19 protein-coding genes and 1 riboswitch are annotated in these 21946 nt (G+C 73.9%); of the genes, 6 read left to right on the forward strand and 13 right to left on the reverse strand.

Annotated elements, in window-relative coordinates; genetic code table 11:
- Window positions 1-35 precede the first annotated feature (35 nt).
- The 3 genes from AB0I41_RS17935 to AB0I41_RS17945 are packed head-to-tail and all read right to left on the reverse strand — an operon-like array spanning window position 36 to window position 3521.
- Window positions 36-2294, reverse strand: a complete 2259-nt coding sequence (locus tag AB0I41_RS17935; RefSeq protein ID WP_357108367.1) for a heavy metal translocating P-type ATPase — start codon at window positions 2292-2294, stop codon at window positions 36-38.
- A 15-nt stretch (window positions 2295-2309) separates the two neighbouring features.
- Window positions 2310-3275: a hypothetical protein gene (locus AB0I41_RS17940; protein WP_357108370.1), complete on the reverse strand. Its 966-nt coding sequence runs from the start codon at window positions 3273-3275 to the stop codon at window positions 2310-2312.
- Between the two features lie 36 nt (window positions 3276-3311).
- On the reverse strand, window positions 3312-3521 hold the full coding sequence (locus AB0I41_RS17945; RefSeq protein WP_357108373.1) for a cation transporter: 210 nt from the start codon (window positions 3519-3521) through the stop codon (window positions 3312-3314).
- 95 nt (window positions 3522-3616) lie between these two features.
- Between AB0I41_RS17945 and AB0I41_RS17950 the strand changes: the two genes are divergently transcribed.
- Window positions 3617-3916 (forward strand): metal-sensitive transcriptional regulator, encoded by a 300-nt coding sequence (locus tag AB0I41_RS17950; RefSeq protein ID WP_154939970.1) that lies wholly within the window; start codon window positions 3617-3619, stop codon window positions 3914-3916.
- Between the two features lie 149 nt (window positions 3917-4065).
- Window positions 4066-4293, forward strand: coding sequence for an SHOCT domain-containing protein (locus AB0I41_RS17955; protein ID WP_357108376.1), 228 nt, complete (start codon window positions 4066-4068; stop codon window positions 4291-4293).
- Window positions 4294-4365: 72 nt separating this feature from the next.
- On the opposite strand, the gene AB0I41_RS17960 is transcribed toward AB0I41_RS17955, so the two are convergent.
- The 3 genes from AB0I41_RS17960 to AB0I41_RS17970 form a co-directional block, all read right to left on the reverse strand.
- Entirely contained in the window at window positions 4366-4995 is a 630-nt protein-coding gene (locus tag AB0I41_RS17960) for a DUF305 domain-containing protein (protein ID WP_357108379.1), read from the reverse strand.
- Between the two features lie 70 nt (window positions 4996-5065).
- Entirely contained in the window at window positions 5066-5539 is a 474-nt protein-coding gene (locus tag AB0I41_RS17965) for a hypothetical protein (protein ID WP_357108382.1), read from the reverse strand.
- A gap of 30 nt (window positions 5540-5569) precedes the next feature.
- Window positions 5570-7519 (reverse strand): heavy metal translocating P-type ATPase, encoded by a 1950-nt coding sequence (locus AB0I41_RS17970; RefSeq protein ID WP_357108450.1) that lies wholly within the window; start codon window positions 7517-7519, stop codon window positions 5570-5572.
- Between the two features lie 435 nt (window positions 7520-7954).
- On the opposite strand from AB0I41_RS17970, the gene AB0I41_RS17975 reads away from it, so the two are divergent.
- On the forward strand, window positions 7955-9304 hold the full coding sequence (locus AB0I41_RS17975; RefSeq protein WP_357108384.1) for a YibE/F family protein: 1350 nt from the start codon (window positions 7955-7957) through the stop codon (window positions 9302-9304).
- Between the two features lie 166 nt (window positions 9305-9470).
- Window positions 9471-9601, forward strand: a riboswitch (cyclic di-AMP (ydaO/yuaA leader).
- Window positions 9602-9605: 4 nt separating this feature from the next.
- Complete coding sequence (locus AB0I41_RS17980) at window positions 9606-10625, forward strand: hypothetical protein (RefSeq protein ID WP_357108387.1); 1020 nt, start codon at window positions 9606-9608, stop codon at window positions 10623-10625.
- A 63-nt stretch (window positions 10626-10688) separates the two neighbouring features.
- Here AB0I41_RS17980 and AB0I41_RS17985 read toward each other — a convergent pair whose 3' ends face one another.
- Window positions 10689-11342, reverse strand: a complete 654-nt coding sequence (locus AB0I41_RS17985) for a carbonic anhydrase (protein WP_357108390.1) — start codon at window positions 11340-11342, stop codon at window positions 10689-10691.
- A 222-nt stretch (window positions 11343-11564) separates the two neighbouring features.
- On the opposite strand from AB0I41_RS17985, the gene AB0I41_RS17990 reads away from it, so the two are divergent.
- Both AB0I41_RS17990 and mycP read left to right on the forward strand, forming a co-directional pair.
- Window positions 11565-11894 carry a helix-turn-helix domain-containing protein gene (locus AB0I41_RS17990; protein ID WP_357108393.1) on the forward strand — a complete coding sequence of 110 codons (330 nt, stop codon included), beginning with the start codon at window positions 11565-11567 and terminating at the stop codon, window positions 11892-11894.
- Between the two features lie 223 nt (window positions 11895-12117).
- Window positions 12118-13356 carry a type VII secretion-associated serine protease mycosin gene (gene mycP, locus AB0I41_RS17995; RefSeq protein WP_357108396.1) on the forward strand — a complete coding sequence of 413 codons (1239 nt, stop codon included), beginning with the start codon at window positions 12118-12120 and terminating at the stop codon, window positions 13354-13356.
- A 156-nt stretch (window positions 13357-13512) separates the two neighbouring features.
- Here mycP and AB0I41_RS18000 read toward each other — a convergent pair whose 3' ends face one another.
- From AB0I41_RS18000 to eccCa, 6 genes are all read right to left on the reverse strand, one after another.
- The gene (locus AB0I41_RS18000; protein WP_357108399.1) at window positions 13513-14796 is read right to left on the reverse strand and encodes a hypothetical protein; all 1284 of its coding nucleotides are present in this window, start codon (window positions 14794-14796) and stop codon (window positions 13513-13515) included.
- A 17-nt stretch (window positions 14797-14813) separates the two neighbouring features.
- The gene (locus AB0I41_RS18005; protein ID WP_357108402.1) at window positions 14814-15371 is read right to left on the reverse strand and encodes a hypothetical protein; all 558 of its coding nucleotides are present in this window, start codon (window positions 15369-15371) and stop codon (window positions 14814-14816) included.
- 33 nt (window positions 15372-15404) lie between these two features.
- On the reverse strand, window positions 15405-16835 hold the full coding sequence (locus AB0I41_RS18010) for a S8 family serine peptidase (RefSeq protein WP_357108404.1): 1431 nt from the start codon (window positions 16833-16835) through the stop codon (window positions 15405-15407).
- A 111-nt stretch (window positions 16836-16946) separates the two neighbouring features.
- Window positions 16947-17225, reverse strand: coding sequence for a WXG100 family type VII secretion target (locus AB0I41_RS18015; RefSeq protein WP_357108407.1), 279 nt, complete (start codon window positions 17223-17225; stop codon window positions 16947-16949).
- A gap of 28 nt (window positions 17226-17253) precedes the next feature.
- Window positions 17254-17562 carry a WXG100 family type VII secretion target gene (locus AB0I41_RS18020; RefSeq protein ID WP_357108410.1) on the reverse strand — a complete coding sequence of 103 codons (309 nt, stop codon included), beginning with the start codon at window positions 17560-17562 and terminating at the stop codon, window positions 17254-17256.
- Between the two features lie 258 nt (window positions 17563-17820).
- Entirely contained in the window at window positions 17821-21783 is a 3963-nt protein-coding gene (gene eccCa / locus AB0I41_RS18025) for a type VII secretion protein EccCa (protein ID WP_357108412.1), read from the reverse strand.
- Window positions 21784-21946 lie beyond the last annotated feature (163 nt).

The following is a 21946-nucleotide window of genomic DNA, read 5'->3' on the forward strand; positions in this document are numbered from 1 at the left end:
CGGCCCCACGGACGGGACCGGCGGCGCGTGACGGCTCAGCCGACCGGGCGGAACCCGCGCAGTCGGAGGCTGTTGGCGACCACGAAGACCGAGGAGAAGGCCATCGCGGCCCCGGCGATCATCGGGTTGAGCAGGCCGGCGGCGGCCAGCGGCAGGGCGGCCAGGTTGTAGGCGAACGCCCAGAACAGGTTGCCCTTGATGATGGCCAGGGTCCGCCGGGAGAGCCGGATGGCGTCCACCGCGGCGGTGAGGTCGCCGCGTACCAGGGTCAGGTCGGACGCCTCGATCGCCACGTCGGTGCCGGTGCCCATGGCCAGCCCCAGGTCGGCACGGGCGAGTGCGGCGGCGTCGTTGACCCCGTCGCCGACCATGGCGACGGTCCGCCCCTCGGCCTGGAGCCGGGTGACCACGTCGACCTTGTCGGCCGGCAGCACCTCGGCGATCACCTCGTCGATGCCGACCTCGGCCGCCACCGCCCGGGCGACGGTGGCGTTGTCGCCGGTGAGCAGCACCGGGGTCAGCCCCAGGCCGCGCAGCCCGTCGACCGCCGCCCGGCTGGTCGGCTTGACCACGTCGGCGACCGCGAGGACACCCCGGGCCCGGCCGTCCCAGCCGGCCAGCACGGCCGTCCGGCCGGCGGCCTCCGCGTCGGTCGCCGCCCGGACGACCTCCTCGGGTACGTCCAGGCCCCGCTCGCGCAGCAGCCGGAGCCGACCGACGACCAGTTCGTGGCCGTCGACCGTGCCGGTGACGCCGAGCCCCTCGGCGTTGGCGAAGCCGGTGACCGCCGGCAGCTCGCCCGCCTCGGCGGCGCCCGCCGCGACCGCCCGGGCGATCGGGTGCTCCGAGCCGGCCTCCAGCGCCCCGGCGAGCCGCAGCAGCTCCGCCCGGTCGACGCCCTCGGCGGGGAGCACGTCGACCAGGGTCATCCGGCCGGTGGTCACGGTGCCGGTCTTGTCCAGCACGACGGTGTCCACCTGGCGGGTGGACTCCAGCACCTCCGGCCCCTTGATCAGGATGCCGAGCTGGGCCCCCCGGCCGGTGCCGACCAGCAGCGCCGTCGGCGTGGCCAGGCCGAGCGCGCACGGGCAGGCGATGATCAGCACGGCCACCGCGGCGGTGAACGCCGCCGTCGGGCCCGCCCCGGTGCCGAGCCACCAGCCCAGCGTGCCGGCGGCCAGCGCGATCACGATCGGGACGAAGACGCCGGAGATCCGGTCGGCCAGCCGCTGCACGGCCGCCTTGCCGGTCTGCGCCTGCTCCACCAGCTTCGACATCTGGGCGAGCTGGGTGTCCGCGCCGACCCGGGTGGCGGTGACCAGCAGCCGGCCGCCCGCGTTCACCGTCGCGCCGACCACGGTGTCGCCCGGGCCGACCTCGACCGGCACCGACTCGCCGGTGAGCATGCTGGCGTCGACGGCCGAGGTGCCCTCGTCCACCACCCCGTCGGTGGCGACCTTCTCGCCGGGCCGGACCACGAACCGGTCCCCCACGGCGAGCTGGTCGACCGGGATCCGGGTCTCGACGCCGCCGCGCAGCACCGCGACGTCCCGGGCGCCCAACTCCAGCAGGGCGCGCAGGGCCGCGCCGGCGGTCCGCTTGGAGCGGGCCTCGAAGTACCGGCCGGCGAGGATGAACACGGTGACCCCGGCGGCCGCCTCCAGGTAGATGTTGCCGGCCCCGTCGGTACGGGTGATGTCGAGCCGGAACGGGTGGGTCATCCCGGGCGTCCCGGCGTCGCCGAGGAAGAGCGCCCAGAGCGACCAGCCGAACGCGGCCAGGGTGCCGAGCGAGACCAGGGTGTCCATGGTGGCGGCGCCGTGCCGCAGGTTGATCCAGGCGGCCCGGTGGAACGGCAGCCCGCCGTAGACCACCACCGGGGCGGCCAGGGTCAGCGACAGCCACTGCCAGTAGGTGAACTGCCAGGCCGGCACCATGGCCAGCACGATCACCGGCACGGTCAGCACGATCGAGACCCACAGCCGGGTCCGCAGGCCACGCAGCTCGTCGGCCGGCTCGGCGGCCGGTCCGGCCGTACCCGCCGGGGTGGGCGGGGGCGGCACGACGGCGGTGTAGCCGGTCTTCTCCACCGTGGCGATCAGGTCGTCCGGGGTGACCTCGTCGGCGTACCGGACGGTGGCCTTCTCGGTGGCGTAGTTGACGGTGGCGGTCACGCCCTCCATCCGGTTGAGCTTCTTCTCGATCCGGGCGGCGCAGGACGCGCAGGTCATGCCGCCGATCGCGAGCTCGATCAGGTGGGGTGCGACCGGTAGGGACTTCGCGGTCGAGGTCATCGCGGCACCTCCGAATCAGTTGTGCCCGTGACCGGGGGCGCCGTGGCCGGCGTCGGCGGTCGGGGCGGGAGCGGCCGGATTGGTCGTCGGAGCCGGCGGCACGTCGCCGGCCAGCACCGTGAACTCGGCGGTGTGCACCGCGCCACCGTGCCGGAAGTCCAGGTAGAGCCGGTAGCTGCCGGCCGAGGGCACCTCGGCGGAGAAGGTCACCGCCGGCCCGGCCGGGGTGCGTCCGTCACCGGGCCCGCCCTCCGGATGCACGTGCAGGTACGCCAGGTCGCCCTGACGGAGCGCCACCAGGTGCCCGTACGCCCCGAGGTAGGGCTCCAGGTCGGTGACCAGCTGCCCGTCCCGGCTGACGGTCAGGGTCAGTTGGCTGGTGCGGCCCGGCTGCGGGGTGCCGGCGAGGGTGACGGTGTAGCCGTCGACCGTGGTGCTGGTGGCCGGCGCGGGCAGCGGCCGGGGCTGGAGCTGGCCGGGGACGGCCACGTCGACCCCGAGGGTGAGCGGATCGCCGCCCGACGGGGTGAAGTCGGCGAAGGCGCGCCAGACGCCCGGCCCGCCCAGCGGGGAGGCGACCCGCCAGGTGCCGTCGGCGCTCAGTTCGGGGTGGACGTGCCGGAAGCCGGACAGATCACGTCGCGCGACGATCAGGTGCATCCGCTTGTCGTGGGCCACCTCGTAGCTGGTCACCGGAGTGCCGTCCGGGCCGGCGATCCGGAAGGCGAACTGCCCGGTCGGGGCGTCCACCGGTTGCATGGTGTAGCCGCGGTCGGAGACGAGCAGCCCGCCGGGCAGGTGTGCCGTGGCGCCGGCGGGGCCGCCGCCGGGCGGGTCGGAGTCGTGGGCCGCGCCGGCGGGGTCGTGGCGGGTGTCGGCGGCCGGCGTGACGGGACCGGCCAGGTGGCCGACCCCGTACGCCGTGCCGAACACCGCCGCGAGGCCGAGGGCGAAACCGCTCAGCTTCGTCGCCGTGTTCATCGTGGTACCTCGGTTCTCTCTCGGGTCGGTGACCCGTCACGCCTCGACGAGGTCGTACCCGGCCTCGTCGACCGCGGCGCGCACGGAGTCGGTGTCCAGCGGGCTCTCACTGGTGACGGTGACCCGGCCGGAGGCCAGGTCCACCTGTACGTCCTTGACGCCTTCGATCGCGCTCACCTCGGCGCTGACCGAGTTGACGCAGTGCCCGCAGGTCATGCCCTGCACCTGGTACGTGGTGGTGACCATGGCGGCTCTCCTCTCGCAGTCGATGCTATACCCCCCAGGGGTAGCTCGCCCAAGGACCGTAGCATACCCCCCAGGGGTACGCTATCCTTGTCGTCATGACCACACCGAGCACCCCGACCCGGGGCTACACCGCCAGCAAGGACCAGCTGCTCGCGCGGCTGCGCCGCGTCGAGGGCCAGGTCCGCGGCGTGGAGAAGATGGTCGACGACGACCGGTACTGCATCGACGTGCTGACCCAGATCTCGGCGATCCAGGCCGCCCTGGACAAGGTCGCCCTCGGCCTGCTGGACGGTCACGCCCGGCACTGCATGCACGAGGGGGCCGCCGAGGGCCGCGCCGACGAGATGGCCGCCGAGATGATGGCCGCCGTCGGCCGCCTGATGAAGCGGGGCTGACCGACCGCGTCCCGGGACCTTCGGCCCGGCCACTGCGGGCCCACCGCCCCCGGACACCCGCCGTCGGCGCGACTAGCGTCGGAGGTGGCGACCGGGTCCGGTGCCGCCGGCACCGGACCGGCCGCCCGAGTCACGGACGGAGGGCGGCCATGATGGGTTACGGCCCGATGGCGGGCCTGATGTGGATCTGGCCGGTGCTGGTGCTGGCCGGCCTGGTGGCCCTGGGCTACCTGATCTACCGGCTGGCGCAGACGCCGCCGTCGACGGCCGCCGCCTGCTCCTCGGCGCGGGCGATCCTCGACGAGCGCTACGCGCGCGGCGAGATCGACGACGAGGAGTACCAGCGGCGGCGGTCGGCGCTGCGGACCGGGGGCTGACCGGCGCGGTCACGCCGACGGGGCCGGGGCGTCCGGAGCCGTAATGGCTCCGGGCGCCCCGGTCGTGACCGCTCAGAGCCGGGCGAGGATCGTCTTCATGGTGTCGATCTCGCCCTGCTGGGTGGAGACGATCTGCTGCGCCATGGCCCTGGCGTCCGCGTTCACGCCGCCGGCAAGCTCCTCCTGCGCCATGGTGATCGCGCCCTCGTGATGGGCGATCATCAAGGTGAGGAACTGCCGGTCGAACTCCTGGCCGGAGGCGTCCGCCAGCTTCCCCATGTCGGCGTCGGACATCATGCCGGGCATGCCGTGGTCCAGGTGACCGCCGGCCGGGCTGCCGGACGGGACGGGCCGGCCCCAGGCGGTGAGCCAGCCGGTCATGGTGGCGATCTCCGGCGCCTGGGCGGCCTTGATCTGCGCGGCGAGGCGCTTGACCTCCGGGTCCCGGGCCCGGCTGTCGGCCAGCTCCGACATCCGCACCGCCTGCTGGTGGTGCGGGATCATCATCTGGGCGAACATCACGTCGGCGTCGCCGAACGCGGCGGACGGGCCCGCCGAGGGGCCGCCGCTGGCGCCCGCGCCCGGCCGGTCGTGGCCGGAACCGGCCGGGTGATCGGCGCCGCCGCAGGCGGCCAGGGCGAGAGCGACGGTGAGGGTCACGCCGGCCAGGGCGGCGCGGCGCGCGATGGTACGAGTGGACATGATCGAGACCTTTCGGTGTGGATGACGTACGCAGCGGACTCCGGACGCGGCATGGCCGCGTCGGGGCGTCCTATCTGCGCAGCACCGACACCGTGGCGAGGCGGAGCCCGGCCGGGCGGGGTGGCGGGGCGCGCGGCCCACGCGACGACCCGGACGGGTGGCGGAGCACGACGGCGGGCCGGGCCCGGCCGAGCAGCAGCGCCACCAGCAGCAGCGCGACCGTGACGGCGCCGAGCACCGCCAGGCAGACACTCCAGCCGCTCGGGGCACCCCCCGGCTGGTCGGCGGGAAGCGCCACCGGCGCGGCGGCGTGGGCGACCGGGACCACCTCGGGCAGGGCGGCATGGGCGACCTTGACCGCCTCGGGGAGGGTGGAGGTGACCAGCGCCCGCGGCGACATGGCGGCGGCGTGGTCATCCGGGTGGGACGCGGCGGAGTGCGTGCCGTGACCGATGGTGTGCATGGCGGCCAGCCCGAGCAGGGTGCAGGCGAGCAGCAGCAGCCGGGCCCACCACCCGGCAGTCGACCCCGTCGCCGTCCGCATCAGACCACGCTAACCGACCGCCTCCCACGATCAAAGGCGTACCCGGCGCAGCAGTTGGGCGTTGAGCGCCACCACGATCGTCGAGGCGGACATCAGCACCGCGGCGAGCGCCGGGCTGAGCGCCACGCCCGCCCCGGCCAGCACCCCCGCCGCCAGCGGCAGCGCCACCACGTTGTAGCCGGCCGCCCAGGCGAGGTTCTGCCGCATCTTCCGGTACGCCGCGCGGGAGAGCCGGACCACCCCGGCGACCCCCCGCGGGTCGGACGAGGCGAGCACCACCCCGGCCGACTCGATCGCCACGTCGGTGCCCGCCCCGATCGCGATCCCCACATCGGCCCGGGCCAGCGCCGGCGCGTCGTTGACCCCGTCACCGACCATCGCCACCCGGAGCCCCCGGCGTTGCAGCTCGGCCACCTGCTGGTCCTTGTCGGCGGGCAGCACCTCGGCGAAGACCTCGTCGACGCCGGGCCGGAAGCCGAGGTCCGCGGCGACCGCCTCGGCCACCGTCCGGGCGTCCCCGGTGACCATCGCGATGGTCCGGACTCCCTCGGCGCGCAGCTCCGCAATCGCCTCCCGCGCCTCCGGGCGTACCTCGTCGGCGAGGGCGAGCAGGCCGAGGACGGTGTCCGGCAGGCGGACCAGGTGCAGCACCACCGCGCCGCGCTCCGCCCAGCGCCGGGCCGCCGGCTCCAGCGCCGCGGGCAGCTCCAGCCCCTGCTCGCGCAGGAGCGCGGGGCCCCCCACCGCGTACGACGTACCGTCGATGTCGGCCCGGACCCCGCGCCCCGGCAGCGAGCGGAACCCGGCGGCCGGGGCCGGGCCTCCGCGCCCGGCGGCGGCCGCGACGATCGCCCGGGCCAGCGGGTGCTCGCTGTCCGCCTCGACTCCGGCGGCGAGCCGCAGCACCTCGTCCTCGTCGCGGCCCGGCGCGGCGGCGACCCCGACCAGCGCGTGCTCACCCTTGGTGAGGGTGCCGGTCTTGTCGAAGAGCACCACGTCCACGGTGCGCATCCGTTCCAGCGCCAGCCGGTCGCGGACCAGCACGCCGGAGCGGGCGGCCAGCCCGGTGGAGAGTGCGATCACCAGCGGGATGGCCAGGCCGAGCGCGTGCGGGCAGGCGATCACCAGGACCGTCACGGTGCGCACCACCGCCTCGTTCCGCTCACCCAACGCGGTCCACACCAGGGCGGTCAGCACGGCGGTCAGGGTGGCGACGTAGAAGAGCCAGGCGGCGAAGCGGTCCGCCAGCACCTGCGCCCGCCCGCCGGACTGCTGCGCCTGCGTCACGAGACGCTGGATGCCGGCCAGGGTGGTCTGGTCGCCGACCGCGTCGACGCGTACCCGGATCGCCGAGTCGGTGGCCACGGTGCCGGCGACCACCCGGTCCCCGACGGCCCGGGGCACCGGTCGGGACTCGCCGGTGACCATCGACTCGTCCAGCTCGGCGGCACCGTCGACGACGCGCCCGTCGGCCGGCACCCGGCCACCGGGGCGGACCAGCACCACGTCTCCCACCCGCAGGTGGCTCACCGGCACCCGCTCGGTACCGCCCTGCGGCCCGACCCGCTCGGCGTCGTCCGGGAGCAGCGCGGCCAGCGCCGCGAGCGCGCCCCGCGCCTGGCCGATCGCCTTCATCTCCTGCCAGTGCCCGAGCAGCATGATGGTGACCAGGGCGGCCAACTCCCACCAGAAGTCCAGGTCGAAGGCGCCGAGGCTGGTGGCGAGCGAGGCGGCGTACGCGACGGTGATCGCCATCCCGATGAGCAGCATCATCCCCGGGGCCCGGTCGCGCACCTCGCGGACGGCGCCGACCAGGAACGGCCAGCCACCCCACCAGAAGACCACCGAGCCGAGCACCGGCCCGACCAGGGACCGCCCGGGGAACTCCAGGGAGTAGCCGAACCAGTCCATCACCAGGTGGCTGGTGGCGACCACGGGCAGCGTCAGCGCCAGGCAGACCCAGAACCGGCGGCGGAACATCTCCGGGTCGTGGCCGGCGTGCTTGTCGTGACCGGCGTGTTCGCCTCGGCCGGCGTGTTCGTCGTGGCCGGGAGGCCGGTCGGGCCCCGGGTGCCGAGCGTGGCCGGCGTGCTGGTCCATGCCCCAAAGATGCCCGGCGGACGCGCTGCCGGTGGTACGAACCGGGCGGACCCGCACCGACCCTGGCTACCATTTGCCGACCATGACACTCCGCCCGCAGCCACCGCTGCCCCGCGTACCGCGCCGGGGTCCGCTGCCGTGCGCGCCCGCCCGGGCGTGTCGCCACGCGGGCGATCGCGCCGCCCGTTCGCCGTCCGTCACCGTGCCGGCACCCGGCGGCGGGACCGGGGGTACGCGTCCCGGTGCGCACGTCCCGCCGGTGAACCGACCGGCCGGCTGACACGTACCCCGCTCTGGATCGTTGGGAGACTCGCAATGGGCGCCGACCACACCCGCCCCGCTCCGCCCGCCCCACCGGGGGTGCGGCGGATCCTCGTCGCGGCGGTGGTCCCGCTGTTCGTCGTCACGGTGATCGCCGCGCTGGTGCTCTGGCCGCGCGACTCCGGGCAGGCCGACGGCGGCACCGAGCCGCCGCGCCACCACGGCACGGTGACCCGGGTGGTGACCGAACCGTGCCCGCCGACGCCGGAGGCCCCCGAGGGGTCGCCCGGGGCGGCCGAGGGTCCGTGCGGGACGGTGACGGTCCGGGTCGAGCAGGGCCCGGACAGCGGCAGCCAGGTGGAGACCCCGGTGCCGGCCGGCCCGGGCGCGCCCAGTGTGGCGGTCGGCGACGAGGTGGTGCTGGTCCAGCTCTCCGACCCGGCCGACACCACGGCCAGCAGCTACCAGATCGCCGAGCACCAGCGGGGCAAGCCCCTGCTGCTGCTGGTGGCGCTCTTCGCGGCGGCGATCGTGGCGTTCGGCCGGCTGCGCGGGCTGGCCGCGCTGGCCGGGCTGGGCGCCAGCTTCGCCATCCTGCTGGCCTTCGTGGTGCCCGGGATCGCCGCGGGCGGCTCACCGCTGCTGATCGCCGTCACCGGCTCGGCGTTGATCATGTTCGTGGTGCTGTACCTGACCCACGGGATCACCGCGCAGACCTCGGTGGCGGTCCTCGGCACGCTGGGCAGCCTGGTGCTGACCGGGCTGCTCGGCACGCTGGCCACCGCCGCCACCCACCTGACCGGGTACGGCAGCGAGGAGGCCACCACGCTGTCGATGTACCAGCGCGACGTCGACCTGCACGGGCTGCTGCTGGCCGGCATCATCATCGGCTCGCTCGGCGTGCTCGACGACGTCACCGTCACCCAGGCCGCCACGGTCACCGAGCTGGCGCACGCCAACCCCGGGCTGTCCCGGACGCAGCTCTACCGGGCCGCCACCCGGGTCGGCCGGGCGCACATCGCCTCCACGGTCAACACCATCGTGCTCGCGTACGCGGGCGCGTCGCTGCCGCTGCTGCTCCTGCTCACCGCCGACAGCCGGCCGGTGAGCCAGATCCTCACCAGCGAGTTCCTGGCCCAGGAGATCGTCCGCAGCGCGGTGGCGACGCTCGGCCTGGTCGCCGCAGTGCCGCTGACCACCGGGCTGGCCGCGCTGGTGGCCACCGCCGGCCGTGGCCCGACGGCCGACCCGGCGCGGGGTTCCGGTCCGGCGCCCACGCCCCGCCCCTCCGTCGAGCGGGACGCGGCGCTCGAGGCGCTGAGCGCGCCGGGTCACGGCGGACCGTCCACCCCGGGCCCCGCACGGTGGCCCGACCCGGAAAGGAGCACGGACGCCGCATGGTGAAACTCCGCTGCGTGACCGACGACGACGCGGAACCTGACGAACGCGTCACTCGTCACGCAACGCCACGACGAAATAACGCGATTAGTCGGGTTCTGGACGTAGATCCCCGGCACGGCTGTCAGGTAACCTCGCTGCCGGCCACCGCCGAAGGCGCGCTGCGGCGCCTGCGGTGCCGCCGCCCAATCGCCGTACGGCGAGCCGGGGAACCAGGTACATGGGGTGAATCCGCGCGAGCGGTAGGGGCCACTTCCGTCCCGAACCCGTCAGCTAACCCGGTCGGCGGTCGACGGAAGGGAACACTGTGACGGCACCCCTGCGCCGCTGGTTGACACCGGTGGTGGCCGTGTTCGCCGCCCTGGCCATCCTCGCCGGGCCGACAGCCGCGATCGCCGCTCCCTCGACCCCCACCCCCTCGGGGCACGAGGAGGACGACGAGCCCAAGCTGCTCACCGACGTCATCGAGCTGCGCAACCGCGAGTACTCGAAGGCCAAGACGCAGCTGGGGAAGTCCAAGAAGCGGCAGCAGCAGCTCGGGCTGGAGGTGCGCCGCGCGCAGGACCAGCTGGAGGCGTTGCGGCCGCAGGTCTCCCAGATCGCCGCGCAGTCGTACCGGACCGGCCGGATCGGCGCGCTGGCGATGCTGCTGGAGAGCGACGCGCCGGACTCGTTCGTCAGGCGCGCCGCCGCGCTCGACGAACTGAACATGGTGAACGCGAAGAAGCTGGCCGAGGTCACCGCCGCCAAGAACCGCGCGGAGCAGGCCAAGCTGGCGCTCGACGCCGAGGTGCGCGAGCAGCAGAAGCTCGCCAACGACATGGCCCGGGAGAGCCGCGAGGCGGAGAAGGCGCTCGCGCTGGTGGGCGGCCGGGGCTTCACCGGCGGCCTGGTCGACGCGACGTCGCCGGTCGCCCGGATCGGCCCCGGCCGGACGGCGGACGGCGGCTGGCGCTCCGAGTCGCGCACCGAGAACGACCCGACCACCTCGGGCCTCATCACGCCGCGCACCCTGCACGCGTACAAGGAGGTCCGGCGGGCCGGCTTCAGCCGGTTCGCGGGCTGCTACCGGTCGGGCGGGCCGTGGGAGCATCCGAAGGGCAAGGCCTGCGACTGGTCGTTGCAGAGAAGCGGCTTCGCCCCGTGGTACAACAACGACACCCGGATGTACGGCAACAACCTCGCCGCGTTCCTGATCCGCAACGCCGACCGGCTCGGCATCTACTACGTCATCTGGAACCGGCAGATCTGGTTCCCGGCGACCGGGTGGAGGTCGTACAGCGGACCGTCGAACCACACCGACCACGTGCACATGTCGATGTTGTAGCGCACGACGCGTACCGAACGAGGGCCGTCCCCGGTGGGGGCGGCCCTCGTCGCGTCGGGTGGTTCAGCCGGCGACGGCGGCCGCGCGGTCGGCCTGGGCCGGTGCGGCAGCGGACCCGCCGGCGGCCACCGTCCGCACCTCGCCGGCGGTGAGCCGGTACGACATGCCGACCACCGCGCACCGCCCGGCGGCGACCGCACCGGCCAGGACGGCGGAGTTGCCGAGCAGCGCCTCCACGGTGTGCGCGATGTGGATGTCCACGATCTCGTCGATGTCGTCGACGCCCTGCTCGGCGGCCCGCCGCAGGCTGGGCGCCACCGCGTCCACCACCGCCCGCAGGTGGCCGACGGGCGACGTGCCGGTACGCGCGGCGTCCCGGGCGGCCTGCACGGCCCCGCAGGAGTCGTGGCCGAGCACCACCACCAGCGGGGTGCCCAGCACGCTCACCGCGTACTCGACGCTGCCCAGCACCTCCGGGCCGGCGGTGTGCCCGGCGGTCCGGACCACGAAGAGGTCACCCAGGCCGCGGTCGAAGATGATCTCGGCAGCGAGGCGGGAGTCGGAGCAGCCCACGATCACCGCGAACGGGTGCTGCCCGTCGGCGACCGCCGCCCGGTGGCGGGAGTCCTGGTTGGGGTGGCGCTGCGCGCCCGTGACGAAGCGCCGGTTGCCGGCGTGCAGTTCGACGAGCGCCTGCATCGGATCGGTCAGGGTCATTGCCTCACCTCGGGTCCCTCGCGTGGTCGACCTGGTCACACCGGCCGGCGACGGAGGCGGCCTCACTCCCCACGGTCACACCCGGCGAAAGATACGTCAAGCTTTACGTGATATGGATTTCATGCTTTCCCTCGGCGCCAGCGGCCGGGTCCGGCCGGGTCGAGCCGCAAAGGTTCCGGTGCGGGGAGGCCAGGGCCGTAAAGTCGACGGGCTGGCCATACCATGACGGGCATGGCGACGACAGCGGAGAACGGGAGCACCCGGAACTGGACTTTCCTCACCAACCACGCGCACGTGCTGCTCGCCATCGCCCGTAACCCCACCGCCCGGTTGCGGGACGTCGCCGACGAGGTGGGGGTGACGGAGCGGGCCGCCCAGGCGATCGTCGCCGACCTGGAGGCCGGCGGATACCTGCGCCGCACCCGGGTGGGCCGACGCAACGAGTACACGGTCAACCCGCGCGGCCACTTCCGGCACCCGGCCGAGGCCGACCGCCAGGTGGGCGACCTGCTCGCCCTCTTCACCGGCGAGACCGCCGAATCCACCTCCTGACCGCCGCCGCCGTCTCCCACCCGGGGCGGCTGGGCACCCACCGGCAGGCCCGTCCACCGTTCCGGCATCATGGGCGGAGCTCGCCCGCCGACCGCCGTCCCGCCTCCTCACGACGGGTTCGCCCATCCGTCCGGGCGCCGTTCACCTCGGGTGCGAGGCGCGTGCGGAGGCAACCAGGACGCCCGTCGCCCCGCAGCCGGCGCGGCGGCGGTAATCTCAGCACGTGCGCGAGAGCTTCCGGCCGGCTGGGACGGCGGTGACCGGGCCCGCCGGGCGTCCATCCCGGACGGTCCTCGGTGGAGTGTTGGCGACCCTGCTCGCCTCGCTCGTCGTGCCGCCGGCACCGGCCGTGGCGGCCCCGAACTGCCCCAGCCCGGCCGGCGGCGTCGCCCCCGCCGAGACGCCGTGGGCGCTGCGCCGGCTCGACCCGGCGTCCGCCTGGCGGATCACCCGGGGTGAGCGGGTCACCGTGGCAGTGATCGACTCCGGCGTCTCCCCCACCCACCCGCTGCTCAAGGGGCAGGTGCGCGAGGGCCGCGACTTCAACGGCCTGGCCCTGATGCAGGGCCGGTGCGACCTGGCCGGCCACGGCACCATGGTCGCGGGGATCATCGCCGGGCGGGACGACACCGGCGCCCCGTACAGCGGCATCGCCCCCGCGGCCCGGATCCTGCCGGTCCGGGTGCTGCCCAACACTGAGCGCACCAGCGACCTCGGGCTGCCCGTGCAGATCGCGAACGCGATCCGCTGGTCGGCCGACCAGGGCGTCCAGGTGATCAACCTGTCGCTGGTCACCGTCGACCACCCCGAACTCGCCCGCGCCGTGGACTACGCGCTCGGCAAGGGCGTCGTGATCGTGGCCGCCGCCGGCAACCGGAAGCAGGAGCAGCAGGACCTGCCGGCGTACCCGGCCGCGTACCCGGGGGTGATCGCGGTGGCCGGGGTCGACCGGGAGGGCGCCCATGTCGGCAGCTCGGTCAGCGGCAACTACGTGGACATCGCCGCCCCCGGGCTGGACATCGTCGGCCCGGCCCCGTCCGGTCAGGGCTACCGCGCCGAGCCGCAGGGCGGCACCAGCTTCGCCGCCGCGTACGTCTCCGGTGCGGCGGCGCTGATCCGCTCCGCCCGGCCCGAACTCACCCCGGAACAGGTCGCCTACCGGCTCACCCGCACCGCCGACAACCCGCCCGAGGGGCACAACCCCGAGCTCGGGTACGGAGTGGTGAACCCGTACCGGGCGCTGACCAGCCTGCTCGGCACCCGGACCGACCCGCCGGTCGGGGCGATGCCGCCACCCGCCGCAGCGGCCGACCCGCTGGGCTGGCAGCGCACCGTGGCGCTCTGGGTCGCCGGGGCCGCGGCGGTGCTCGCCGTGGCGTTGCTGGCCGCCCGACCGATCGTGGCCCTGGGCCGCCGGCGGAGGTGGCGGCCCGGCCGCCGCACCGAGACCGCCGACGCCTGACCGGCGACGGACGGCGGACGGCGGACGGCTGATCTGACGGCCGACGGCTCCCTCCCGCGTGGCCGGTGGACAGCCCGCACGGCCGACAGCGCGGGATGGCGACCCGACGGCGGAGCGCCGCCCACGTGACCGCGGGCGGCGCTCCGGTTCAAAGCCTCAGCGCAGGATGCCGGGCGCGGCGCCGCCGTCCGCGCCCCAGACGTCCTCGTCCTCCTCCAGCCAACTGTTGCGGGGAGCCTCCTCCTCGCCGTAGCCGGCACCGTGGCCACCGCCCATGCCGGCCATGCCGCCCTTCGCGCCGGCACCCCGGACGGCCCCGGCCGCGCCCTTGCCGGCACCGCCACGGCCCGCGCCGCCCATGCCGCCGGCCATCCCGCCCATGCCGCCGCCGAGCCGACCTCCGGCGCCGCGACCCGCACCGGCCCCGCCACCCATCATCCCGGGCATGCCGCTGGCGACCGCCTTGCCGAGGGCGCCACCGCCGGGGATCACGCCGCCGGCGCCGCCGAGACCGGTACCACCGCCGGGACCGCCACCGGAACCGAGACCCGTGGTGCTCGGCAGGCCACCGCCACCCGTGCCGGGCAGGGTGCCGGCGCCGCCGGCACCGGCCAGACCGCTGCCGTACTCGTCGCCGAGGCTGCCGGTGCCGCCCGGGGTGTAGCCGCTGCCGCCGTAGCCGCCGGCGCCCGAGGAGAGGTCGGGGTGGGCACCGGAGCCGATGGCTGGATCGCCCGTGCCGAGGCTGGGGGGCCGGTCGAAGCCGCCCCCCGGGGGCTTGTCGCCGAGACTCCCCACGGGGGGCTTTCCGCCGATGTCCGGCACCTTGCCGTTGCCACCACCACCGCCGCCATCGTCGAGTTTCGGCTTCTCGAAGCCGTCGTCGAGCGTGGGGTTCCTGGTGTTGCTCGGCTCGTCGAGATTCGAATCGATCGCCAGGTAGTGCCCGCTGACCTGCTCGTAGACCTTGGTGGCGTCGCCGGTCTTGTCGTTGAACCAGTCGACCATCGAGCTGATCGGGTCGGCCAGGCCGAGGAAGTCCGGCTTGACCTTCATCTCGAAGAACCCGGCGCTGATCGTGATCCGGCCGTTGCGGGCCTCCAGCACGTCGTTGACGCAGCTCGCCGGAACCGGGAACTCGGCCTGAGCGGCGCTCAGCTTGTCCGCGGCGTCCTTCAGCGAGTGCACGATGCCGCCCCGGCTCTCGGCATCGGCGACCACCTCGCCGGTGCTCTTCGCGAGCCCCTCGATGTGGGTCTTGAACGCCTCGTACGCCGGACCCTTCCAGGTCTCGCCGAGGTCCTTGACGTTGGTCTCGAGGTTCTGCTTGACCGTGGTCAGGTTCTTCAGCAACTGTTCCCAGCCGAAGGCGGCGCTGGTGACGTCACCGGGCCTGCCGTCGATGACGATCTGCTGGCACATCTCTTCCCAACTCGGCATCTGCCGCCTCCCCCGACTCAGTTCTTCCCGGCGCGGCTGGACGCGCTGTTGAAGGCGTTCTCCATCTGGTTGGCGTTCATCCTGTTGCGCTCATCGGCCGTGTCGTAGTTCTCCTTGACCTTCCGAAGCGCGTTGGCGGCCTTCCAGAGCTCACCGGCGAGGTCCCGCAGCCTCCGCTGGGTGCTCTCGTAGAGACCGGCGTGCTTCGTGGCGAGGGCGTTGGCCCGCTCGAAGCTGCCGAGCGGGCTCTTCTCACCGCCTGCGCCCGGCACCGTCGAGGCGCTGTTGCGCATCCACTTCCGGATGTCCTCTTCCATCTTGTACGACTGCTGGTTGAGGAACTCGGCGTGGTCGTCCAGCCACGTGATCGCCTTGTCGAGGGTCGAGGCGTCCCACTCCGTCTTGGCACCTGCCCCGCCGGGGGCGGGGGTGAGGTGCGTCGGCTTGTGCGCCTTGTTGACGTTGTCCAACGAGACGCCGTCGTAGTAGACGAACGGCGTGATGGTGGGTGCCACCGGGACGTTGGGCGTGTCGATCTCGATCCTGTCCGACTGCTGCGTCCTGTCGTCCGTCATCGGTTCCTCCCCGTCGCCGACAGACTCTCTGGCTTACTGGTGGTGCCCGCCGGGGCCCGGCGGGGCCGGCGGTGGGGGCGTCGCCCCGGGCTGGGGCCAGGGGGCGCCCTGCGGTGCCGCACCGGGCGGGCCGTAGTAGGCGCCCGGCGCCTGCGGCGGGACCGCTCCGGGCGCCCCGTACGGCGCGGTACCGGCCGGTGGGTACGGGCCACGGGCGCCCGGCACAGTGGCCGGCGGCACGGGGTGGCCGGGTGGCGGCGGGACGCCGGGGCCGGCCGGCGGGGTGACCGGGCGGCGGCGGGAACGGCGGACCAGCACGATCACCAGGATCGCCACCGCGATCGGCACCAACAGGCAGAGCACGCCCTGGATCAGGGCGCCGGTGCCGTTCTTCACGCCGAACGCGACGAGCGGGCCGTCGTCCTGCGACCGCTCCGGCAGCGGCTGCGACTCCTTCTCCGCGTCACCCCCGGCGGGCGCGCCGGCCAGCAGCGGGTTGCTCGACACGGTCGGCACCGAGCGGGTCAGCGCCGCCACCGGGTCCACCGCCCCGAAGCCGTACTCGTCGTCCCGGCCGGCGGGACCCCGGTCCTGGGCGGTACGGATCAGCCGGTTCACCACGTTCGCCGCGTCCAGGTCGGGGTATCTGGCCCGGACCAGCGCCGCCAGGCCGGACACGATCGCCGCCGACTCACTGGTGCCGTTGCCCACGCCGTAGCCGTTGTCGGACACCGAGGTGGGCAGCGGTGCGATGATCTTCTCCATCGGCGCGGCCAGCACCGCCTCCGGGCCCCGCACGCTGCCGCTGAAGAAGGAGCCGTCCTTGGCCAGGCCGGTCACCGCGATGACTCCGGGGATGTCCGCCGGCGTGGCGATGTCGACGTAGCCCTGCTTGGTGTTGCCGGCGGCGGCGACGAGCACCACGCCCTTGTCGAGGGCGTAGCGGACGGCCGCCACCTCGTCCGGCGTCGCCGCCCGATTGTCGCCCACGGACATGTTGACCACGTCCGCGCCGTGGTCGACCGCCCAGCGGATGGCCTCCGCGAGCTCTCCGGCGTCAAGCGTCCCGCCGATGGAGACCGGCAGGATCTTCGCCTCCGGCGCGATGCCGAGCTCCCGCGTCACCCCGCCGCCACGCCCGGCGATGATGCCCGCCATGGCCGTGCCGTGCGCGATCTTGTCGTCGGTGCCCCAGCCCTTCGCGGACGCGTCCGCGCCGGTGCCGTAGCCGGGGAGGACCTGGCCGCGCAGGTCGGGGACGTCGGGTTCGACGCCGGTGTCGAGGACGGCGACGACCACGCCGCGCCCCTTGGTGATCTTGTGGGCCTGCGGGATCTTCAGCTCGTCGAGGTACCACTGGAGGCCACGTACCGTGTCGGCGGCACGGGCCGGCGCCGGCGCCACCAACGGCACCGTGCCGGCGGCAACCACCAGGGCCAGTGCGGCCACGGTGGACCTCAGCACCGGCCGGAGACTCTTCCGCGTACGCATGACACTCCCAGGACGTCGGCGGCTCGCAACGCAGTGCGGCTCCGGCCCGGTCGAGCCGGACCGGAGCCGCGACGGCTGATTATCTCAGCCCCACACCTTGGCGTTGCTCATCTCGGTGGAGACGTAGTTCTCGCGAGCCACACCGACCGCACCGCCGATCTCGTTCAGGATGCGGTTGATGTCGCGGACAGCGCTGTCCCACTGCGCCTGGTGCTGCTCGTAGGCGGCCCGGTCCTGGCCGTCCCACTCGAGCTTCGACAGCATCGACCGCAGCGTGTCCAGCTTCTCGTCGATGGTCCGCGAGATGGACTGCATCTGCTGGTTGGCGCTCTCGAGGACTGCGTAGTCAACCTTGATGCTCATGATTTCCTCCCCTGCTCTTCTCGGCGGATCACGGGTTGAGAGCAGAGTGGAACTTGTCCAGCATCTGCTGCTGCTCTTCGTCGTTGACCTGGTGCGTCGTACCCGACTTGTCGAGCAGGTCGGCGATGTCGTCCATCGCCGTCAGCAGCTTGACCGTGTCCTCGTTCCAGCGCGTCATCAGCGACTGGAAGCCCGTGGACGCCTGTCCCTTCCAGGCGATGGCCAGGTCGTCGACCACGTTCCACAGCTTCTTCAGCTCGCCGTCGACCTCGCTGCGCGTGGACCGCACGTCACTCGCGGCGGTATGCAGAGTCGCTGCTTCGACCTCGAACGCCATGCTTCACACCCTTCCGTCATGTTGTGGCGGCGGAACTGCCGCGCCCTCCCCCGCGGCAAGGCCAACACCCCACCGACGGACACTCCGTATGAGACGGTAACCCACCGTGCCAAGCCCGCGCAGCCCTGCCCGAGCCGGCACCGATACGCTCCGTGACACATTGTGGACGGAGCCGCCGCCTCGCGTCGAGGGGTTCCCACCTGCCGACCAGCTCGACCGCCGGGTGGGGGCGACCGGGCGGCGGCCCGGCCGCCCCGGTCACACCGGCTCGACCCAGGCGGTCTGGATCAGCTGCTGGCCGTCCCGGCGACGCACCAGGGTGCCCCGGCCGGGCGGCTGCGGGCTGGGGCGCAGCGCGCCGAAGATCGCGCCCTCCTCGCGGTTGCCGGACATCAGCAGGCCCGGCGAGTCCAGCTCGCGCAGGCGTTGCAGCACCGGCTCGTAGAGGGCTCGGGCGATGCCGCCGGCCCGCCGCGTGATGATCAGGTGCAGGCCGATGTCACGGGCCTGGGGCAGCAGCTCGTGCAGGGTGCTGAGCGGATTGCTGCCGCCCGAGGCGACCAGGTCGTAGTCGTCGACCAGGATGTAGAGGTCCGGCCCCTTCCACCAGCTGCGGTCGCGCAGCTGCGCGGTCGTGACGTCCGGCCCGGGCAGCCGGTTCTGCAAGGCGTTGCGGATCGACCCGAGGCCCTGGCTGAACACCTGGTTCGACGGCGCGTAGTCGAGCAGGTGATCACCCTCGACCGCGCCGAGCAGGCCACGCCGGTAGTCGGCGATCACGATCCGCGCCTGGGCCGGGGTGTACCGCTCGGTGATGCCCCGGGCGATCAGCCGCAGCACGTTGGTCTTGCCGCACTCCACGTCGCCGAAGACCGTGAGGTGCGGCTCGGTCGCCAGGTCGAGGTGGACCGGCGCGAGCGCCGACTCGTTGACGCCGATCGGCAGGCCGGGCGCCGACCGGTCCACGATCCGGACCAGCTCGGTGAAGGGCAGCTTGCGCGGCAGCAGCCGCACCTTCGGGGCCGGATCACCCGGCCAGGCGTCCGCGACGTGCCTGGCCAGCTTGACCGACGCCTCGGTCAGGTCGTCGATGTCGCGCCGGTTGTCGATCCGGGAGACCGCGGTCAGGAAGTGCAGCTTGTCCCGGGTGAGGCCGCGGCCCGGCGCACCGGTCGGCACGTTCGCCGCGGCCCGCCGGTCGATCTCCGACTCGTTGGCGTCACCCAGGCGCAGCTCCAGCTTGGTGCCGAGCAGGTCCCGCATGTTGATCCGGATCTCCGCCCAGCGCACCGCGGTCAGCACCACGTGCACGCCGAAGCCCAGGCCGCGGTTGGCCAGGTTGGTGATGGTCTGCTCCAGCTCCTCGTACTCCTGGCGCAGCGTGTTCCAGCCGTCCACCACCAGGAAGACGTCGCCGAACGGGTCGTCGGCGAACTCGCCGGCGGCCCGGCGCCGGCGGTAGCTGGCGACCGAGTCGATGCCGTGCTGGGCGAAGCGGGTCTCCCGGTCGTCCAGGACCGCCATCACCTCGGCCACCGTACGGCGCACCGCCTCGGTGTCCCGGCGGCCGGCCACCCCGGAGACGTGCGGCAACCCGTCCAGGCTGCGCAGCGCCCCGCCGCCGAAGTCGAGGCAGAAGAACTGCGCCTCGCGCGGGGTGTGGGTGAGCGCCAGGGAGGCGATCATCGAGCGGAGCAGGGTGCTCTTGCCGCTGAGCGAGGCGCCCACGATGACCACGTTGCCGCCCGCGCCCGCCAGCTCGACCATCATCGGGTCGCGCCGCTGCTCGTACGGGCGGTCGACCACGCCGACCGGGACGGTGAGCTGCCCCCGGCCCGGCCAGGTCGCGGTGCACAGCCCGAAGGTCGAGTGGACGGCCAGCGGCGGGAGCAGCTCCGACAGGCTCGGCGGCTCGGCCAGCGGCGGCAGCCACACCTGGTGGGCCGGGGCACCCCGACCGTTGAGCTGCTCGATGAGCACGTCCAGCATCGCCACGGCCTTGCCGTCGGCCGGCTTCTCCTCGACCGGTGCCACCTCGACCGGCGTCTGCGGGACCTGCACCGGCACGAAGTTCACCCCGTACGGCACGATCCGGCGCTGCACCAGCGCCCGGGACGACCGGGGATTCTCCCCCGGCGCCCGGTACGGCCCGGAGACGTACGCCGCCCGGAACCGCAGCATGGTGCTGGTGTCGGTCTTCAGGTAGCCGTGGCCGGGCGCGTTCGGCAGCTCGTACGCGTCAGGCACGCCGAGCACGATCCGGCTCTCCACGGCCGAGAAGGTCCGCAGACCGATCCGGTACGACAGGTGGGTGTCGAGTCCGCGCAGCTTGCCCTCCTCCAGCCGCTGCGAGGCCAGCAGCAGGTGGACGCCCAGCGAGCGGCCCAGCCGGCCGATCATCACGAAGAGGTCGATGAAGTCCGGCTTGGCGGCCAGCAGCTCGCTGAACTCGTCGCAGATGATGAGCAGGCTCGGCATCGGGGCGAGCGGCTCACCGGCCGCCCGGGCCTTCTCGTAGTCGAACCGGGAGACGTAGTTGCCGGCGGCCCGCAGCACCTCCTGCCGGCGGGTCATCTCACCGGCGAGCGCGTCGCGCATCCGGTCGACCAGCGGCAGCTCGTCGGCCAGGTTGGTGATCACCGCGCTGGTGTGCGGCAGCGCGTCCAGCGAGGCGAAGGTGGCGCCACCCTTGAAGTCGACCAGGACGAAGTTGAGCTCCTCGGACGAGTGGGTCACCGCCAGCGCGCCGACGATCGTCCGCAGTAGCTCGCTCTTGCCGGAGCCGGTCGCGCCGATGATCAGGCCGTGTGGGCCCATGCCCTCGTGCGCGGACTCCTTGAAGTCCAGCTCGACCACGTTGCCGTCCGGGCCCACGCCGAGCGGGATGCGCAGCCGGTCCCGGTGGCTGCGGGGCCGCCAGGTCTGCCGCACGTCGACCGCCGCCGCGTCGCCGACGCCGAGCAGGTCGGGCAGCTCCATGCTGCGGGCCAGCGGCTCCTCCGAGGTGGTCTGCTGCTGGGAGAGCCGGTACGGCGCGATCTGCCGGACCAGCCCCTCGGCGGCCTCCGCGCTGAGCCGGTCGGGCGTGCCGAGCCGGGAGCTGGAGCTGCCCCGGACCAGCTCCAGCGAGCTGCCGTCACCGGCGTCCAGGCAGAGCAGCCAGCGGCCGGCGTCGCGGGGGATGGTGCCGGAGAGGTCGATCGTGGTGGCGCCGAGCAGGCCCGGCCCCATCAGCTGGCAGGTCGCCGACACCTCACCGCCGTCGATCACCACCACCACGTGCGGGGCGGTGGTCAACGGCTTGGCCTCCGGGGCGAAGCGGGGCCGCCCGGCCAGCTCGGCGGCGAGCGACTCCTCGGCCTCGGCCAGGCTGGCGAAGACGAGCCGGCGGGCGCCGGCGGCGTCGGTCCGCGCGCTGTGGTGGGCGTGGGGCAGCCACTTGACCCAGTCCCACACCTGCTGCCGGTCGGGCGCGGCGACCACCGCCAGGATCAGGTCGTCCGGGGCGTGGAAGGTGGCCAGCTGGGCCAGCGCGGCCCGGATCAGGTCCAGCACCGGCTCGCGGTCGCCGCGCAGCACGACCCGGCTGAACGCCCGCAGCGACAGCGCGGTGGGCAGCTCGGGCACGCTGGAGTGGGCCCGGACGAACCGGCGCAGCGCGATCGCGCTCATCGGCTCCAGGTCCTCCACCGGCTTGGTCTCCGGCGGAACGATCTCCACGGCGAGACGCTGCGGGCCGGTGGCGACCCGGGCCTCCCCGAAGTCGTCCTCGGTGATCCGCCGCTCCCACATCCGCCGGGACGCGGCGATCGACCAGAGCGCGTCCGGCTCCGGGTGCCGCCAGGTCATCGCGGCCCGCTGCTGCTCGGCGGCGCGCCGGGTGCGCTTGCGCATCTGGGCCAGGTAGCGCATGTAGTCGCGCCGCTCGGCGTTCAGCTCGGCCTTGTCGTTGCCGCCGTTGCCGAGCGTGCCGATCGCCATGCCCAACATGGACACGCCGAACAGGCCGCCGGCGACGTACGTCATCATGCCGCCGCCCCGGCCAGCGTAGAGGAACGCCATCGCGCCGACGCCACACATCATCGGCAGGATCATCAACAGCTGGCCCATGCCTCGGGGCGTCTGTTCGGGCAGCTCCGGAGGGGACTCCAGCAGCACCTCGCCGCGCGGCAGCGCGGGTCCCGGTTGACGCGGAAGCCGGCGGAACACCACGGTGCTCACGGCTGTCTCCTCCCCAGAAGCGGCCCTGATGCGGTTTCGCGACCGACCTGAGTCGTCGGGTGGGCATCGTACGTGCCCGCCATCGTAGGTAATCTCCCGTGGGCGTCGTGGACCCACGGGGGCGAGGCCGCCGGCCGAGGTGGATCTGACAGAGCACGAGGAG

This window comes from Micromonospora sp. NPDC050200 (genome assembly GCF_040656135.1).
Classification (GTDB): Bacteria; Actinomycetota; Actinomycetes; order Mycobacteriales; family Micromonosporaceae; genus Micromonospora.